Here is a 17,701-nt window from a genome sequence, read left to right on the forward strand (position 1 = left end):
GGATGCCAAGGCTGAAAACACGTACCCAGCCGACGCGGCATCACAACAGTTCGAACGTATTGACGAACGATGCGCCGTCGCGCTCGCGGCGCCTCAGACCGAAGCGCGCCTGAGCGCCGCGCACCTGACGCGTGAGACCGATGAACGGCATACCGTGTTCGAGGTACGGTCCCTCCGTCTTGCGAAAGCCGAACTGCTCGTAGAACCCGCGCAAGCCAAGCGGTGCGCTCACGCGCGTGGCGCGGCCCGGCCAGCGTTGGGCGACCGCTTCGAGCACACGCTCGATCAGCATCTCGGCGGTGCCGTCGCCGCGCCGCAGCGGACTCGTCAGCACCTTGTCGATCGTCACTTCCGGATCTTCGGAATCGCCGGGCTGCACCCGCGCATAGGCGAGCACCGGCATCGGCCGCGCCATGTCTTCGACCGCGAACACATGCAAGGCCTGCTCGTCGCGACCGTCCGCGTCGAGGCAGACATGCGACTGCTCGACGACGAATACCGCACTGCGCGCACGCAGCACGACATACAACTCACGTGCAGATAGCTGATCGAACTCCAGCGTTTTCCAGTTCATCACGCCCCCGGCTGTCAAAATTTTCGGCGGGTCCGGCGATGCCTGCCGTGCGCGACGGCGGGCCGATCCATGACGGTCCCTCATCATCGACTACACGGTAACGTGCGCTAAAGATGTGCTTCCGTGCGCCATCGCACTGACGCTCGGGGTTGACGAATCTTAAATACGAGCCAACGAAGCGCAGCCTTGCCACGTTCGCCCGGTAGCGCGGATGGCATCACGCAGGCCCGCCTGCAACACCGCACTGCACCATCGCGAACGCACGCCGCGGTCTTCGCACCGCACGAACCTGCACACGAAAATCAGGTGCCGACGTCATTCGACCTCGGCACCCATCGGCAGACCTTTGATCATAAGGGGAGCACTGCATGAAAACTGCATTGAGACGCATCCTTTCCGAATCCGCACGCCTGGATGTCCCGCTGGAAAGCCTCGCCGACGACGCCGACCTCTATGCTGCCGGACTCTCATCGCTCGCGACCGTGCATCTGATGCTTGCCATGGAAGACGAATTCAACGTCGAAATTCCTGACCGTATGCTGACGCGCCGCCTGTTCTCGAGCATCGACTCGATGGCCGCCGCGATGACGGAGTTGCAGCAGGCCAAGGCGGCAGCATGAGTGCGCCGCTGCTGGGTCAGGCCGCCGCAGCGGCCTGCGGGGCGGCCTCGAACTCGACTACCGACGCCCGGACCGGCGCTGGCCAGGGCGCTGCCACCGGGGCGCTGAGCGCGCTCGATACCGGTCCCGAATGGCGTGCTGCAGCGCATCGTTGCGCGGCGATCGCCGCGCAGTACGCGGACGCCGTGGACCGCGAGGCGCGCTTTCCGGTCGAGGCGTTCGATGCGCTCAAGGCCGAGCGTTTACTGTCGGCGATGGTGCCGACCGCTTTCGGCGGCGCGGGCCTGTCGCTTGCCGATATCGGTGCGATCTGCGAAACGCTGGCGCAGGGCTGCGCATCGACCGCGATGATCTATGCGATGCATCAGATCCAGGTCGCGTGCGTCGACTCTCATCGCGGCGCCTCCGCCTGGCAAGCGAGCCTGCTTGCGCAACTGGCCGAGCAGCAATGGCTGCTCGCGTCGGCGACGTCGGAAGAGACGATCGGCGGCAACATGCGCACGAGCGCGTGCTCGGTGGAGCTGGATGGCGCGCGTTTTCGGATCGAAAAGCTCGCACCGACGATCTCGTACGGCGCGCACGCCGACGGCATCCTCGTGACCGCGCGGCGCACCGCCGACGCGGCCGCGTCCGACCAGGTGCTGATCGTCGCGCTGCGCGCCGATACGCAGCTCGAGCGGCGTGGCGGCTGGGACGCGATGGGCATGCGCGGCACCTGCAGCGAGGGCTTCCGGCTCGTCGCGACGGGACTGGCCGAACAGATCCTCGCGACGCCGTTCGCCGACATCGCCGATCAGACCATGCTGCCCGTGTCGCACACGCTGTGGGCGTCGGTATGGACCGGCATCGCCGTCGACGCGGTCAATCGCGCGAAAGCGTTCTTCCGCGCGCAGGCGCGCGCGAAGCCCGGCACGATGCCGCCGGCGGGCCTGCGGCTCGCCGAAGCGGTCGGGCTGCTGCAGATGATGCAGGCGCGTCTATCGGTCGCGCTGGAGGCCGCGCGCGCCGCGCATCAGGCACGCGAGGGCGCGCCCCAGGCGGACGCCCCGCTCGCGGCGATGCTCGGTTTCGCGTCGGACATGAACACGCTGAAGACCAGCATTTCGACCACCGCGCTGCAGGTCGTACAGGAAGTGCTGATGATCTGCGGCATGGCGGGCTACAAGAACGGCACGCCCTATAGCGTCGGCCGCCATCTGCGCGACCTGCACTCGGCGCCCTTGATGATCAATAACGACCGTATCGCGCAGAACACCGCGAGTCTGCTGCTCGCGCAACGTCCTGCCGCGCCGGGGAGACCCTGAATGAAGCTGATGACCGATACCGCCGCTATCGCCGCGGCCGCCGCCGCCGCGGACGTGGGGCCTTCGCTCACGCTGCGCGACGAGATGCTGGCCGCCGGCCTGCTGATCGATACCGGTGAAAACGGACTGTATGGCCGCAGCCAGGTTTTCGAGGACGTGATCGACCGGCTGAACCTCGCGATTACGCAGCTGGGTAAAGATCAGCAAGCCGAAGTATTGCGTTTTCCGCCCGCGATGCGCCGCACCGACTTCGAGGATAGCGAATACCTGAAGAGCTTTCCGAATCTCGCGGGCACCATCCATTCGTTTTGCGGCGACGACATGGGCCACCACCGTCTGCTGCGCGCGCTCGACGATGCGATGGCCGACAGCGACGACGACCGCGGCGACGCGTGGCTCGCGCAACAGAAACCGACGCGCGTCGTGCTGACGCCGGCCGCCTGCTATCCGATCTATCCGGTGATGGCGCGGCGCGGCGCACTGCCCGCCGACGGCCGCACCGTCGACGTGCTGTCGTACTGCTTCCGTCATGAGCCGTCGCTCGATCCGGGCCGCATGCAGATGTTCCGTCAACGGGAATACGTGCGTCTCGGCAGCCCCGAGCAGGTGATGGCGTTCCGGCAGATGTGGATCGAGCGCGGCTCGCTGCTTGTGAAGCTGCTAGGCTTGCCGGTCGAAGTCGATCTCGCGAACGATCCGTTCTTCGGCCGCGGCGGCAAGATCGTCGCCGATAGTCAGCGCGCGCAGGCGCTCAAGTTCGAGTTGCTGATCGCGGTCGCCGATCCGCGCGGCAAGACGGCCTGCCTGTCGTTCAACTATCACATGGACCACTTCGGCGCGATCTGGAAGATCGCCTGCGAAGACGGCGCGACCGCGCATACGGGCTGTGTCGGCTTCGGCATGGAACGCATCACGCTCGCGCTGTTCCGTCATCATGGGCTCGACGTCGACGCGTGGCCCGACGACGTGCGCGCGCTGCTGTGGGGCGATACCGAGACCCGCGTCGCGGATGCGCTGCAGGCGGCGCAGGCGACGCCAACGGCGACCGTCGCCGGGGAGCGCGCATGAATCCATCGCCGACTTCGGCGCTTGCCGGCGCGCTCGCCAACTCGTCGTTGCCGCGACGCGCAGGCGATCCGCCGACGCATCAGCAGAGCCACGCGGTGCCCGGTGCCGGCACGCAGTTGCGCGAGCACGTAGCGCACGCGCTGCATCAGGGCGAACGCGTGTGGCAGGAGACCAACTGCTATGTCGATCTGTGGATCGAGCTGCTGCACGGCTTCGGGCTCGATCCGCGCGCGGCGCTCGCGTTCACGGTCACGCAGGATTTCGAAGGCGATCAGTTCACGTTCTTCAAGTTTCCGCTCGATGATCTCGAACGTCTGTATGGCACCCAGGTGCAGGAGCTCGCGATCTACGACTCGCTCGAAGAACGCGTGCTCGCGCAGACGCTGCGCGGCCACACCGTGCTCGTCGAGGTCGACGGCTACTACCTCCCCGATACGCGCGCGACCTCGTATCGCCGCGAGCATCCGAAGACCACGATCGGCATCGACTTCGTCGACACCGCCGCGCGCCGCCTCGGCTATTTCCACAACACCGGCTACCACCGGCTCGAGGGCGACGACTACGACGGCGTGTTTCGCAAGCTGCCGCATTTCACCGCGCAGCCCGATCTGCTGTTTCCGTACGTCGAGTTCGCCAAGCAGGCGCGGCCCGCGCTCGAAGGCACCGCGCTCGCGGAGGCGTCGGCGGAACTGCTGTGCGCGCATCTGGAACGGCGTCCGCTGACCAATCCGATTTCGCAATGGCGTGCCGCGTTTCCCGCGCATCTCGATACGCTGTTCGAGCGCGACGAGGCGTACTTCCATCTGTACTCGTTCAATCTGATGCGGCAGCTCGGCGCGAACTTCGAGTTCCTGTCGAAGTATCTGCAGTGGCTGTTCGCGCAAGGCTTCGAGATCCCGCCGACGATACCGGCCGCCGCGCAACGCATCGCGTCGGAGTCGATGGTGATGCAGTTCCGGCTCATTCGCGCGACCGCGCGCGGCCGTCGCGATACCTGCGAAGACTGCTTCGACGTGCTTGAAAGCGCTTATGAAAAAACGCTGCCGCCGCTGGCCGCTCTGGTGCGCTAATACGGTGATGCGTTGTTGCGCGCACTTCGTGCCGCGCGGTTTTTCCGGGAATTGACCGTGGATGTGTCGACACTCGATCCTGCCGCTGACGAGGGCGATGCTGGCCGTGCGCGCGCGACCGGCGCGATCGCGCAAGCGCATGATGCAGGCACTGCCCGCGCCGCGCCCTCGCTATGGCCGCAACGGCTCGACACCGGCTGGGCCTGTCTGAGCACCCCGCCGCACGCCTATGCGTCGCCGGCCGAGCTGCCCGCGCAAGGCTGGCTCGCCGCGCAGGTGCCCGGCACCGTCGCGAGCGCGCGGCTCGCCGCCGGTCTGCTCGATGTCGATCACCCGCCAGCGCTCGCATTCGAGGATCACTGGTATCGCGTCACGCTGATCGGTACGGGGCGGCGCCGCTTGCGTTTTCATGGACTCGCGACGCTCGCGCAAGTGTGGCTCGACGATGTGAAGCGGCTCGATTCCGCATCGATGTTCATCGCCCATGATCTGGATATCGACCTGGACGGCCGCGCGACGCTCGTGCTGTGCTTTCGCTCACTAACGCCAGCGTTGGCGGCCAAACGCTCGCGTGCGCGCTGGCGGCCGCGGCTCGTGTCGCCGCCGACGCTTCGCAGCGTGCGCACCACGCTGCTCGGCCATATGCCCGGCTGGTGTCCGTCGATTCAGACGGTCGGCCCGTGGCGTCCGATCGAAATGCTCGGCGACGCGCCGCACGCATTCGACACGATTGATCTGACCAGCCGGCTCGAGCAAGAGGATGGGGTTGTTTCGTTGACTTTACGTTTCGTACGCCCCCACGACGTCGCGGCCTGCCGCGCGACACTTTCTTGCGGCGACCATGTTTCGTCTTTGCAATGGCACGATGCATATACACTCACCGGCGACGTGCGCGTGCCCCACGCGAAACGCTGGTGGCCGCATACCCATGGAGAGCCCACTTTATATCCTCTGACGTTGCAGCTCGTCGACGGCAACGTGATCTCTCAGTCTCTGGGCTCGATCGGCTTTCGTCGTATCGAAGTGGACCGCGGCGCCGATGCTGCGGGTTTCGCCTTGCGCGTGAACGAAGTGCCCGTATTTTGTCGCGGCGCGTGCTGGACCAGCGCCGATCTCGTCACGCTAGCTGGCACCGAAACGCAATTGCGCCATACGTTCGAGCTCGCGCGCGCCGCCGGCATGAACATGCTGCGCGTCGGTGGCACGATGCTCTACGAGTCCGATCTGTTTTATGCGCTCGCCGACGAGTATGGCCTGTTGATCTGGCAGGACTTCGCGCTGGCGAATTTCGACTACCCGAACGATGCAGCGTTCAGCGCATTGATCGAGCGCGAAGCGAGCCAGTTCCTGAGCCGCACGCGTCGCTTTGCCTCGCTCGCGGTGCTGTGCGGCGGCAGCGAGGTCGACCAGCAGGCGGCGATGTTCGGACTGCCCGCGGCGCAGCGAGCGCAAGCGTTGTTTACCGAGCTGCTGCCCGCGCTCGTCGCGCGCGATCGCGAGGACGTGCCCTATGTCAGCAATTCGCCATCGGGCGGCGCGTGGCCGTTTTCGACTAACGAGGGCGTCACGCACTACTACGGCGTCGGCGCGTATCAGCGCCCGCTTGCCGACGTGCGCCGCGCGCAGGTGCGCTTCGCGGCCGAATGCCTGGCATTCGCCAACGTCCCCGACGAGGCGACGCTGCACGACGCGCTCGGCACGATCCACACGCACGATCCGCGCTGGAAAGCCGCCGTGCCGCGCGATCCTGGCGCAGGCTGGGATTTCGACGACGTGCGCGATCATTATTTGCAGGCGCTTTACGGCGTCGAGCCGGCGCGCTTGCGCTATGAAGATGCGGTGCGTTATCTGGATCTGTCGCGCGCGGTGGTTGCCGAGCTGATCGGCGACGTGTTCGCCGAGTGGCGGCGCGCGGGCTCGTCGTGCGGCGGCGGCCTCGTGTGGCAGTTGCAGGATCTGCGCGCGGGCGCGGGCTGGGGCGTGATCGACGCGACGGGACGGCCGAAAAGCGCGCTGCACGGCTTCGCGCAGACACTGCAGCCGTTGCAGATCACGCTCACCGACGAAGGCCTGAACGGCCTCGATATTCATCTGATCAACGAGCGCGCACAAACGTTTTGCGGCGAACTCGAACTGGTCTGTTTGCGCGACGGCAGCGTGAAGCTCACATCCGCGCGACGCGCGCTGACGCTTGCCCCGCGCAGCCTGCAACGCATCAGTGCGGCCGTGCATCTGGGCCAGTTCTTCGATTTCACGCATGCGTACCGCTTCGGTCCACGCGCGCACGATGTCACGATTGCAACGCTCTACGATGCCGCGAGTGGCGAGATCGTGTCCGAAGCGTTTCATCTGCCCGAGCGTAGCGTGCACGCGCGTGATGACCTCGGTATGACCGTCGAGGTCGAACGTCGTGGCGACGACAGCGGCTGGCAGCTTGCGATCGAAACGAAGCGCTTTGCGCGCTTCGTTCATATCGTTGACCCCCGTTATCGCGCGGCGCGCGACTGGTTCCATCTCGCGCCGAACCGGCGCTGTATCGTGCCGCTGCATGCGCTCGAACCGCTGTCGAGCGCCTTCGCGGCGTCGCCGCAAGAACTCGTTGCTCCCGCATCAAACGCGGCCTTTAAAGTGGATGAAACATGCGGGGCACCCCAGGGGGAAGTCCGCGCGATCAATGCGCTATCCGCCATCTTCTACGGCTAGTGGTCATTCCGAACTAGTCGCACGGACGCGACGCGCCCCAAAGCTCGCTTCGCAGGTCTCGAACTGTCTGCCCGGCTCGCTCACTGTTGGCTCGAACGCAACTGTTGCCTGCTCTGAAAGGCCTTACGTGCGACAGCGCACGCACTCCATTTAACACTTCTGAATCATTTCCGGCACTTCACGAGGAGCGCTTCAAAACGTGCATGCGGCGCCAGGTTCAAATCTGAGACAGCTTCGACAGCACCCCTGTATTTGGCCGTGAAGCCTTTGATATCAAGGGATTCGCCCAAACCCAAAGCTTTCATACGATGCATTCCCCATCCGGTGGGGGTGTGCAGAACTGAAACAAAAAGCCGCTTTTACTCTCCCGACGCGCTGCGGGTTTCTTCGCTGCGCCGCATCAGCAGGCGTTTTCCCTAACGTTGGCACGGTCCTCGCTACTACCTCTACGCAACGGAATGCCACCGCACACGAGCGCAACAACAGAGGCGGTGGCAGACAGGCCTAAAACGGGGCCGATGCTGTTCATCCAAGCTGCTCGTCGGGCAGCCCACTCCCGAGGATGCGGGCATCGGATCAAATAAACGGAGAGAGTCGCGCGAGGCGCGACTCTCATGCGAGGACCGATCATGTTGACGCTTCAATCCGATTTGCACGGTAACCATCTGCTGGGCGCAATGCCGTCGCACGAATGGCAGGCCCTAGCTCCCCACCTCGAACTGGTTCATCTGCGCACCGAGCAACTGCTATGCGACTCGGGTCAACGGATCCATCATGTGTACTTCCCCACTACCGCGATCATCTCGATGCTCTCGACGATGGAAGACGGCAGCTCCGTCGAGATCGCCGCGGTCGGCCGCGAAGGCATGACCGGCGTGCCGGTCCTCACGGGCGGCGAAACCATGCCCAACCGCGTACAGGTGCAATGCGCGGGCTTCGCCTACCGGATGAGCGCACAGGCGCTCAAGCAGCAGTTCGCGCGGTCCGACTTTCTGCGCCGCCTGATGCTGCTGTATATGCACGCTCTTCTGACCCAGGTCGCGCAGACCGCCGCGTGCAATCGCCATCACGCGCTCAACAAGCAACTGTGCCGCTGGCTGCTGATCGAGGTGGACCGCGTGGCGTCGAACGATCTGAACGTCACGCAGCAGCTGATTGCCGACATGCTCGGCGTGCGCCGCGAAGGCATCACCGAAGCGGCCGGCAAGCTGCACGACGAAGGCCTGATTCATCATAGCCGCGGTCATATCAAGGTGCTCGACCGCAAGGGCCTCGAAGCCCGCGCGTGCGAATGCTACGGCCTCGTGAAACGCGAATTCGATCGTCTGCTGCCGCGACTGCGCCAGGCCGAGACCGTCGAATAAGCGGCACGCGGCTCGATGACCGGGGTCGATTTTCCTATGTTCAGGATTACTGCTCGATGTCTCGACGCACTGTTCGTGATTGCAGGCGGTCTGCTCGCCCACTGGATGCGCTTTTCCGCACCGATCGCGTTGGCCGATACCGAGCGTCTTCTGATCGCGTTCAAGTGTGTGCTGGTTCTGTTGCTGTTTCCGGGCTTCGGGGTCTATGAGACGTGGCGCGGCAAGGCGCTCGCGCCGGTGCTCGCGCGAATCGCCGCCGCGTGGCTCATGGTGGTCGCGACCGCGCTCCTGCTCGCGTTCACGCTGCATCGGACGGATGCGGTGTCGCGCCTGTGGCTCGGCTACTCGACGCTGATCTCCGGCGCGTTGATCATCGCGACACGCTGCATCATGCACGTGGTGCTGCGCTTCGTACGTCGCCGCGGTATGAACGCGCGAACCGTCGCGCTCGTCGGCGCACCGGGGTTTGCGCGCACGCTGGTCGCGCATCTCGAGCATGCGCCGCAAGCGGGCTTCAAACCGGTGTGCGTGTTCGACACCAGCGTGCAAGGCCACGACGCGTATGGCGCGCGTCTGACCCGCCTACCCGTTCTGACGGATCTGGAAGCGTTCGCGACGAAGGTACGCAATGACCGCGTGAACGAAGTGTGGCTCGCGTTGCCGCTTTCCGAGGAACACACGATCTACCGCTTCACGCGCACCTTCAGACACGACTTCGTCAATCTGCGCTTCATTCCCGACGTGCGCAGTCTGTCGCTGTTCAATCATGCGATCGTCGATGTCGTCGGTTTGCCGACGCTGAATCTGAGCGCGACGCCATTCTCGTCGCCGCAGATGTGGCCCAAGCTGATGTTCGACCGCCTGTTCGCCGTGCTCGCGCTCATCGTCCTCGCGCCGGTGTTCGCCGTGCTCGCGATCGGCATCAAGCTCACGTCGCCGGGACCGGTGTTTTTCCGGCAGATCCGCAAGGGCGTCGACGGTCAGCCGTTCGGCATCTACAAGTTCCGCTCGATGACCGTGCACGAGGAAGAGCGCGGCCAGATCACGCAGGCGACCCGCAACGACCTGCGCGTGACGAAGCTCGGCAGCTTCATGCGCCGCACGAGTCTCGACGAGCTGCCGCAGTTTCTGAACGTGCTGCTCGGTCAGATGTCGGTGGTGGGTCCGCGTCCGCATGCGGTCGAACACGATGATCTGTACAAGGACCAGGTATACGGCTACATGCACCGTTACCGCATCAAGCCCGGCATCACCGGCTGGGCCCAGGTCAACGGCTATCGCGGCGCGACCACCAAGGTCGAGAAGATGGAAGCGCGCGTGAAGTTCGATCTCTTCTATATCCAGAACTGGTCGTTCTGGTTCGACATGAAGATCGTCTTCATCACGATTTTCAAGGGCTTTGTCGGCCGCAACGCGTTCTGACCATGCCATCGAGGGAATCGCATCCGGGAGTGTCGGTCATCGTGCCGGCACTGCGGCACATGCGAAGTGCGGGTACTGAAGGCGGTGCGCTGAAGGATCGCCGGAATGCGCCTGCGTTCCATTCGAGAAAAACACCCAACCGGGCAACAACGCGTACATGCCGCGGCGAATAGAAGCGCCAACGCCGGCGGCCCGATCGACAGCCGCCGTGGTTGACGCAAGATGAGCAGCCGCGACGGACCACGTCATGGACGGGTCCGCCGCGCGACACCGCCTCTACAGGAACGCGCTGACATCGGTCTGAAACCGTACCGCGAGCGCCTTGGCGACTTTCTTGCTGATCGCGCGGCGCCCCGCGAGAATATCGCTGACCACGGTCGGCGACGCGATGCCGGCCAGATCCTTCTGCTTGAGTCCGTGCGTGATCAGCAGATGGCGCAGGACCTCGCGCGGCTCCGCTTTTGGCATCGTCAGGTTGCGCGCTTGCCAGTGACCGACCAGTTCCGTCACGATCGCGTGCAGATCGGCGAGCGGATCGTTGTCGTTGCCGCTTAGATGATCGGACAGCGAATTGGCGACTCGCACCATCTGGTGATAATCCTCCTCGGTGCGAATCGGCGTGATCGGCAACTGGCTCTTCAGCGCAGCCCACGTTGCGGAGATGTCGGGAAAGGGTCCCGGAAGGCGATCGGCATTCATGAGTTTAAATTCGTCCTCGTCCAAAAGCCGTCGGCGCGTTAATCGGTGACGCGCGAATGACGACTGCCTGTTGTAGTGAATCGCCGTGACACGCCGAATTGCCGGCACGGCGAACTTCGCAGTGAGGAAATTCAGCGATCACGATAGCGAACGTCTGCTTCAGGTCGTTATGGCCACGCGAGGCATGCCGCGCCGGCGAATATCTCGCCCACAGCGCGTGGCGTGCACCCCGATGTCGTTTTTTGAAGTCCAATACTGCGTGCTTGACAATGGCCCGCCGCGGCTGGCCTTGCACGCGCGACGCGAATCGCGCGATACGCGATAGGCGCTGCCGACACAAAGCGCGAAGCGGACGCGCCCACACCAAGAGCCGCCCGGACGCGTTGGTCAGAACGGCTCGTTACTGCCCGTTGCGAAATCACTGCATGACGACGAAAACCTCTTTCTCTCCTATCGAAAACTCCACGAGGCGAGAACAGCGAAAGACCCTCACCTCATTGCCTCCACCTGCTTTTCGGCGCCGTGTCGCTGGCGATGCCGAGTTCCCGGGTCCCGAGATCGGGCTGCGCCCACCTCACCTGCTCCCCCAGCTCCATCGCCGGCAGACCCTGAGCGACCGCCGCAATCGTGCGCGTGACCTCGGCCATGAACGCCCGCCGGAACACCTGAGCCGAAAACCGCTCGGCATTCGCGCGACAGGCCGCCGGCGTGATGTACGCGCTCAGCCGCTCGAAGCGGTCGATCGCGTCGAGCATTGACACCGCCGTCTGACGCGCGAAGAAAACGCCGGTCGGGTGCGGGTCGCCGACCGGCACTACCGTTTCGAGCGCCCCGCCCCTGGCGAACGCAATGACCGGCGTGCCGCAGGCCTGCGCTTCGAGCGGCACGATGCCGAAATCTTCCTCGGCGGCGCACACGAAGGCTCGCGCGCGCGCCAGATACTCCTTCAGTACGCCGAATGGCTGATAGCCGAGGACCGTCACGTTCGGTCCTGCCTTCGCGCGGATCGACGCCATCTGCGGCCCGTCGCCGATCGCGATCAGCTTGCGCTGCGGCGTGGCGTTGAACGTCTCGACGATCAGATCGATGCGTTGGTGCGGCACCATCCGCGACACGGTCAGATAGAAATCGTCTTTTTCGGTGCGCAGTTCGAATTCGTTCACGTCGACGGGCGGCGGAATCACCGCAGCATCGCGCCGATAGGTTTTCATCATGCGCCGCGCGACCGATTGCGAATTCGCGATCAGACGATCGACACCATTCGTCGACTGCGCGTCCCAGCCGCGCAGGTAATGCAGCAATACCCGCGCGGCCCACGACTTCGGCCCGCGCAGCAGATTCGCTTCGCGCAGATACTGATGCTGCAGATCCCACGCATATCGCATCAGCGAGTGCACGTAACTGATGTGCGTCTGATGAGGGCCGACCAATACGCCCTTCGCGACTGCGCAAGAACTGGTGATGATCAGGTCATAGCTCGACAGATCGAACCGTTCGACGGCGAGCGGCATCAAGGGCAAATAGGCGCGATAACGGCTGCGCGCAAACGGCAGGCCTTGAATGAACGACGTGGTGACCGGCTTACCGGCAAGCGGCGTGCGATCTTCTAGGAAATCGACGACGCTGAAAACGTCGGCGTCGGGAAAGCACTCGATGATCTGCCCGAGCACTTTCTCGGCGCCGCCGGGAGCGACCAGCCAATCGTGCACGATCGCCACTTTCATATCCCGTCCTATCTGTCACGAATCGCCACCTGGCCTCAGAGAAGAGTGTATGTGCCACGTTCCTGACTGTGCGTGCGCGTGCCCACATTCGACGTGCGACAGTAAGCGAGTAATTCGCAGAGTCCGTTCGCGTCTGCAAAAACACGGCTTCATTTCCGCGCTTTCGTATGTGCACTACGCCTGACGTATCGCCCCACGCCTGCTCGCCAGTCCAGCCCACACCTTTACGATCGGAGCGCTGCGCGAGCGACGGGCGAGCGAGCTCGACGGCCGCCGTGCCTCGCGTGCCGTTTGGCGATCGGAGCAGTCAGTTGGGAGGGCCGGGTTCGGCCCTGGGGGAATTCGCCGTGCGCTGCACGGCGCGCGACGCAGTGGTGCTGCTGTCGGACGGTCCGTTGCGCGTGCGCTTCGAAGCGCCTGGCGCGCGGATGATCGGCGACGCGCGCGTGTCGGGCATCGCGCGGCGGGCATCGGCGGCTAACTGTCTGCGCACGGTGCCAGGCATTTTCCGCCAGGTGCGCGCGTTGCCGCCGCGGCGGGCGGTATAAGCGGGATCGTGCGGCACGACCGCAACAAAAAACGCGTGTGAACCGTTGGAGCGGCTCACACGCGTCAGAGCGAACAGAAACGCAATTCGCTTAATTCTGGCCGTACGTGATCGTTTGCACGCCGGTGTCCGTGCCGAGCAGGCACAGGTTCGCGCCGCGGCCCGCGAACAGGCCGACCGTGACGACGCCGGGCCATGCGTTGATATGCGCCTCGAGCGTGCGCGGGTCGCTGATGCTCAAGCCCTTCACGTCGATGATCTCGTTGCCGTTGTCGGTGATGAACGGCACACCCTCTTTCGTCACACGCACGACGGGCACGCCGCCGAGCGCCGTCACGCGCCGGCCGATCGCGGTGCGCGCCATCGGCACGACTTCGATCGGCAGCGGGAAATGGCCCAGCGTCTCGACGACCTTGCTCGCATCCGCGATGCAGACGAATACTTCCGACACCGACGCGACGATCTTCTCGCGCGTGAGCGCGCCGCCGCCGCCCTTGATCATCGCGCCGCTGTGATCGATTTCGTCGGCGCCGTCGACGTACACCGGCAGCGAGTCGATCTCATTCAGGTCGAGCACCTTGAAGCCGTGCGATTGCAGACGCGCGGTGGTGGCGAGCGAACTCGACACCGCGCCGCGATAGCGGGATTTGGTGGCGGCCAGCGCGTCGATGAAGCAGTTCGCGGTGGAGCCCGTGCCGACGCCGATCACCGAGCCTTGCGGCACGTTGGCATTCACGTAATCGGCGGCGGCCTGGCCGACCAGTTGCTTGAGTTCGTCTTGAGTCATGGGAGAGGCGGAAAAAGCGTGAAAAACCCGTAGTTTACCGGAGTGGCGCGGAGAAGGCACTCAAAGCAAAACGCCCGGAACCACCACCGCGTTCCGGGCGCCCACAATCGGCCAACAACAAGAACGACGACAGAAAAACTACTTCTTCACCGCCCGCTGCCGCACAGCCTCGAACAGACACACTCCGCTAGCCACGGATACATTCAAACTCTCCACCGTCCCCGCCATCGGAATGTTCATGACGACATCGCAGGTTTCACGCGTCAGGCGTCGCATGCCCTCGCCTTCGGCCCCCATCACGAGCGCCACCGGCCCGTCGAGTTCCGTTTCGTAGACACTCTTCTGCGCGTCGTCGGCCGTGCCGACCACCCAGACACCCGCGTCCTTCAGTTCGCGCAGCGCGCGCGCCAGATTCGTGACCGTGATGTACGGGACCGTGTCGGCCGCGCCGCTCGCGACTTTCGCGGCGGTCGCGTTCAGTCCCACCGCGCGATCGCGCGGCGCGATCACCGCGTGGGCGCCGGCCGCGTCGGCGACGCGCAGGCAGGCGCCGAGATTGTGCGGATCGGTCACGCCGTCGAGCACGAGGATCAGCGGCGAGCCGCTGATGCCGTCGAGCAGTTCGGCGAGATTCTGCGCAAGCGGCAGATCGCCCGCGCGCGCGACCACGCCCTGGTGACGTTCCGTGCGCGCGAGGCCCCACAGACGCGTTTCGTCGGCGGCGATCAGACGCACGCCCGCGTCCTTCGCCGCATGCAGGAATTCGGTCATACGACGGTCCTTGCGCGTCGCGTCGTAATAGACATCCTCGACCGTCGACGCATCGTGCCGGATACGCGCGGTCACTGCGTGGAAACCGTATAAGACCTTATGACGTGCCATGACTGAACAACCTTTGATGGGGCGCGCATTCAACGCGCGCCACTGTGATGAATATGAAACCAAAAGGCAGACCGCGCGCAACCGGCACGTGCTCACGTGCCCGCTGCGCGCGGTCCCGGCGCTGTGAAAGCCTCAGCGCTTCTTGCGTGCCTGCTTCGACGCCGCCTTGGTCGCGACACCGTGCTTCCTCGCCACGCGCGCTTCCCTGACCGCCGCGCTCTGCGCGGGCGCGGCCTTCTTGCGCCGCGGACCCGGCACCGACGCGCCACTTTCCACCGGCGGCATCACGCGCACGCGCGGGCCAGCGCCTTCTCCCTTATCCGCCGCGATGCCACGTGCCAAAGGCGGCTTGATCGGCGTATCGCGCACGAGGCGGAAGTCGATCTTGCGCGCGTCGAGATCGACGCGGCTCACCTGCACGCGCACGCGATCCGACAGCCGGTAGCGAATGCCGGTGCGCTCGCCGCGCAGCTCGTTCTTGATCTCGTCGTACTGGAAGTAGTCGGAGCCGAGTTCGGTCACATGCACGAGGCCTTCGATGAACAGCGAATCGAGCTGCACGAAAATACCAAACGACGTGACGCCGTTGACCATGCCGCCATACTCTTCGCCGAGCTTGTCGCGCATGAAATAGCACTTGAGCCACGCTTCGACATCGCGCGATGCTTCGTCCGCGCGGCGCTCGTTCGCCGAGCAGTGCAGCCCAAGTTCTTCCCAGATCGCCACGTTGTTCGCGCGCCCGCGGGCGCCCCGCTTTTCCTCGTCGGCCTGTTGCATCGCGCGGGCGCGCGGCGACAGTGCGGTATTGAGCTCGACGCCGTGCGGCGGCTGCGGCTGATACTTACGGCCCTGCAGGATCGCGTAGATCGCGCGGTGCGTGAGCAGGTCGGGGTAACGGCGGATCGGGCTCGTGAAGTGTGCGTAGGCCTCGTAGGCGAGGCCAAAGTGGCCGATGTTGTCGGGGCTGTAGACCGCCTGCTGCATCGAGCGCAGCAGCATCGTCTGCAGCATCGAGGCGTCGGGCCGGTCGCGGATCTGCGCCATCAGTGCGGCGTAGTCGCTCGCGTGCGGCGTGTCGCCGCCGCCGAGCGTCAGGCCCATGCCGCGCAGGAAGGTACGCAGGTTCTCGAGCTTTTCCGCGCTCGGGCCCGCATGCACGCGGAACAGGCCCGGATGCTTGTTGCGCTTGAGGAAGTCCGCCGCGCACACGTTCGCGGCCAGCATGCATTCCTCGATCAGCTTGTGCGCATCGTTGCGCGTGCGCGGCACGATCTGCTCGATCTTGCCCTGCGCGTTGCAGACGATGTACGTCTCCGTCGTATCGAAGTCGATCGCGCCGCGCTTCTGACGCGCCGCGAACAGCGCCTTGTAGACGCCATACAGATTCTGCAGTTGCGGCAGCAACGCGGCGCGGCGGGTCGCTTCCGGGCCTTTGGTGTTTTTCAGCACCGCGGCGACTTCGGTGTAGGTGAGCCGCGCGGCCGAATGCATGACGCCCGGATAGAACTGATACGCCTTCACGTCGCCACGCGCGGTGACGATCATGTCGCACACGAGCACGCAGCGGTCGACTTGCGGATTCAGCGAGCACAGTCCGTTCGACAGCTTCTCCGGCAGCATCGGGATCACGCGGCGCGGGAAATACACCGACGTGCTGCGCTCGATCGCGTCGGTATCGAGCCCGCTTTGCGCAAGCACGTAATGCGACACGTCCGCGATCGCGACGATCAGGCGGAAGCCGTCGCCGCGGCCCACCTGCACCGGCTCGCAATAGACGGCGTCGTCGAAGTCGCGCGCGTCCTCGCCGTCGATCGTGACGAGCGGCACGTCGCGCAGATCGACGCGATGGCGAATATCGGCCGGGCGCACTTCGTCGGGCAGCTTCGCCGCTTCGGCCAGCGCGGCCTCGCCGAACTCGTGCGGCACGCCGTACTTGCGCACCGCGATTTCGATTTCCATGCCGGGGTCGTCGATATCGCCCAGCACTTCGACCACGCGGCCGAGCGGCTGCGAATGACGGCTCGGAAAATCGGTCAGCTCGACCACCACGACCTGGCCAACCTTCGCCTTGCGGGTGTTCTGCGTGATCAGGATGTCGTGGCCGATGCGCTTGTCTTCAGGCGCGACGATCAGCGCGCCGTTCTCGTTGAGCAGACGGCCGATCACGCGCTTGTTCGCGCGGTCGGTGACCTCGACGATGTGCCCTTCGGGCCGCCCACGCCGGTCATAGCCGACGATGCGCGCGAGCACGCGGTCGTTGTGCATGACCTTCTGCATCTCGCCGTTGGGCAGGAACAGGTCGTCCTGGCCGTCGTCGCGAATCAGGAAACCGTAGCCGTCGCGATGGCCCTGGACGCGGCCCGCGACGAAGTTCGACGGATGGGTCAGTTGATAGAGATTGCGCTGATCGAGCCGGATCTGGCCGTCGCGCTCCATTGCGCCGAGACGCTTGAAAAATCCTTCGCGCTCCTGGCGCTTGATCGACAGGGCTTCGGCGATGTCGTTCGCGGCAAGCGGCATTTCACTCGTGCGCAGCACGCCGAGGATTTCTTCGCGGCTTGGAATCGGATACGGAAATTTGCTCAAGGGCTTGTCGATGATTTTTTCTCGTTGCATGGACGTCGGTCGGCGATGTGATCCGGCCTGGAAGGCGTTTGCGTAATGCGCGCAGTCGCGCTCGGCTGCATCTGCACGGCGGCTGCGCTGGCTCGGTCATTGCACCTGCTGCTTTCTGCTCTTCTGCTCCACTGCGATTTGCACCGGAAACTGCCTGGGTCCGGCTCGTTCGACGCCAGCCGACGCACGTCTGCCTGATCGCATGTCCACACTCGCGTCGGGACGCCGGATGTGCATCGTGCCAACGAACTACTGCGAGGCATTCTAACACCCGTGTCGGGCACCACGCGGGCCTGCGGCGGTGGTTGGGACGCATAGTGC

The 17,701-nt window shown here is 64.8% G+C and carries 14 protein-coding genes; 8 read left to right on the plus strand and 6 right to left on the minus strand.

Annotation, left to right across the window (positions count from 1 at the left end; all coding sequences use genetic code 11):
• Positions 1-40: 40 nt before the first annotated feature.
• Positions 41-574: a GNAT family N-acetyltransferase gene (locus F6X39_RS14265; protein WP_184029325.1), complete on the minus strand. Its 534-nt coding sequence runs from the start codon at positions 572-574 to the stop codon at positions 41-43.
• Between the two features lie 368 nt (positions 575-942).
• Between F6X39_RS14265 and F6X39_RS14270 the strand changes: the two genes are divergently transcribed.
• The 7 genes from F6X39_RS14270 (at position 943) to F6X39_RS14300 (ending at position 10,125) form a co-directional block, all read left to right on the plus strand.
• Complete coding sequence (locus F6X39_RS14270; protein WP_090804328.1) at positions 943-1,194, plus strand: acyl carrier protein; 252 nt, start codon at positions 943-945, stop codon at positions 1,192-1,194.
• On the plus strand, positions 1,191-2,498 hold the full coding sequence (locus tag F6X39_RS14275) for an acyl-CoA dehydrogenase family protein (protein WP_187617070.1): 1,308 nt from the start codon (positions 1,191-1,193) through the stop codon (positions 2,496-2,498). The genes F6X39_RS14270 and F6X39_RS14275 overlap by 4 nt, the downstream gene beginning before the upstream one ends.
• Positions 2,499-3,566 carry an amino acid--[acyl-carrier-protein] ligase gene (locus F6X39_RS14280; RefSeq protein WP_187617071.1) on the plus strand — a complete coding sequence of 356 codons (1,068 nt, stop codon included), beginning with the start codon at positions 2,499-2,501 and terminating at the stop codon, positions 3,564-3,566.
• Positions 3,563-4,636, plus strand: a complete 1,074-nt coding sequence (locus F6X39_RS14285) for a DUF1839 family protein (RefSeq protein ID WP_187617072.1) — start codon at positions 3,563-3,565, stop codon at positions 4,634-4,636. Before F6X39_RS14280 ends, F6X39_RS14285 begins: the two co-directional genes overlap by 4 nt.
• A gap of 15 nt (positions 4,637-4,651) precedes the next feature.
• Complete coding sequence (locus F6X39_RS14290) at positions 4,652-7,339, plus strand: glycoside hydrolase family 2 protein (protein WP_187617073.1); 2,688 nt, start codon at positions 4,652-4,654, stop codon at positions 7,337-7,339.
• Positions 7,340-7,968: 629 nt separating this feature from the next.
• Positions 7,969-8,703: a Crp/Fnr family transcriptional regulator gene (locus F6X39_RS14295; protein WP_090804319.1), complete on the plus strand. Its 735-nt coding sequence runs from the start codon at positions 7,969-7,971 to the stop codon at positions 8,701-8,703.
• A 36-nt stretch (positions 8,704-8,739) separates the two neighbouring features.
• Positions 8,740-10,125 carry an undecaprenyl-phosphate glucose phosphotransferase gene (locus tag F6X39_RS14300; RefSeq protein WP_187617074.1) on the plus strand — a complete coding sequence of 462 codons (1,386 nt, stop codon included), beginning with the start codon at positions 8,740-8,742 and terminating at the stop codon, positions 10,123-10,125.
• A gap of 276 nt (positions 10,126-10,401) precedes the next feature.
• Here the strand turns inward: F6X39_RS14300 and F6X39_RS14305 are convergent, their stop codons facing one another.
• Together F6X39_RS14305 and F6X39_RS14310 are read right to left on the minus strand one after the other, a co-directional pair.
• Positions 10,402-10,824, minus strand: a complete 423-nt coding sequence (locus F6X39_RS14305; protein WP_184063912.1) for a type II toxin-antitoxin system HigA family antitoxin — start codon at positions 10,822-10,824, stop codon at positions 10,402-10,404.
• Positions 10,825-11,318: 494 nt separating this feature from the next.
• Positions 11,319-12,548 (minus strand): glycosyltransferase family 4 protein, encoded by a 1,230-nt coding sequence (locus F6X39_RS14310; RefSeq protein WP_187617075.1) that lies wholly within the window; start codon positions 12,546-12,548, stop codon positions 11,319-11,321.
• A gap of 347 nt (positions 12,549-12,895) precedes the next feature.
• On the opposite strand from F6X39_RS14310, the gene F6X39_RS14315 reads away from it, so the two are divergent.
• The gene (locus F6X39_RS14315; RefSeq protein ID WP_187617076.1) at positions 12,896-13,096 is read left to right on the plus strand and encodes a hypothetical protein; all 201 of its coding nucleotides are present in this window, start codon (positions 12,896-12,898) and stop codon (positions 13,094-13,096) included.
• Between the two features lie 90 nt (positions 13,097-13,186).
• Here the strand turns inward: F6X39_RS14315 and rpiA are convergent, their stop codons facing one another.
• From rpiA to rnr, 3 genes are all read right to left on the minus strand, one after another.
• A complete protein-coding gene (rpiA, locus tag F6X39_RS14320; RefSeq protein WP_018418246.1) occupies positions 13,187-13,882 on the minus strand; it encodes a ribose-5-phosphate isomerase RpiA in 696 nt (231 codons plus the stop codon).
• Positions 13,883-14,020: 138 nt separating this feature from the next.
• A complete protein-coding gene (gene rlmB / locus F6X39_RS14325) occupies positions 14,021-14,764 on the minus strand; it encodes a 23S rRNA (guanosine(2251)-2'-O)-methyltransferase RlmB (protein WP_184029367.1) in 744 nt (247 codons plus the stop codon).
• A gap of 132 nt (positions 14,765-14,896) precedes the next feature.
• Positions 14,897-17,380 carry a ribonuclease R gene (gene rnr / locus F6X39_RS14330; protein WP_187617077.1) on the minus strand — a complete coding sequence of 828 codons (2,484 nt, stop codon included), beginning with the start codon at positions 17,378-17,380 and terminating at the stop codon, positions 14,897-14,899.
• Between the last annotated feature and the right edge of the window lie 321 nt (positions 17,381-17,701).

Origin of the sequence: Paraburkholderia sp. UCT2 (genome assembly GCF_014397665.1) — a bacterium.
GTDB lineage: Bacteria > Pseudomonadota > Gammaproteobacteria > Burkholderiales > Burkholderiaceae > Paraburkholderia > Paraburkholderia tuberum.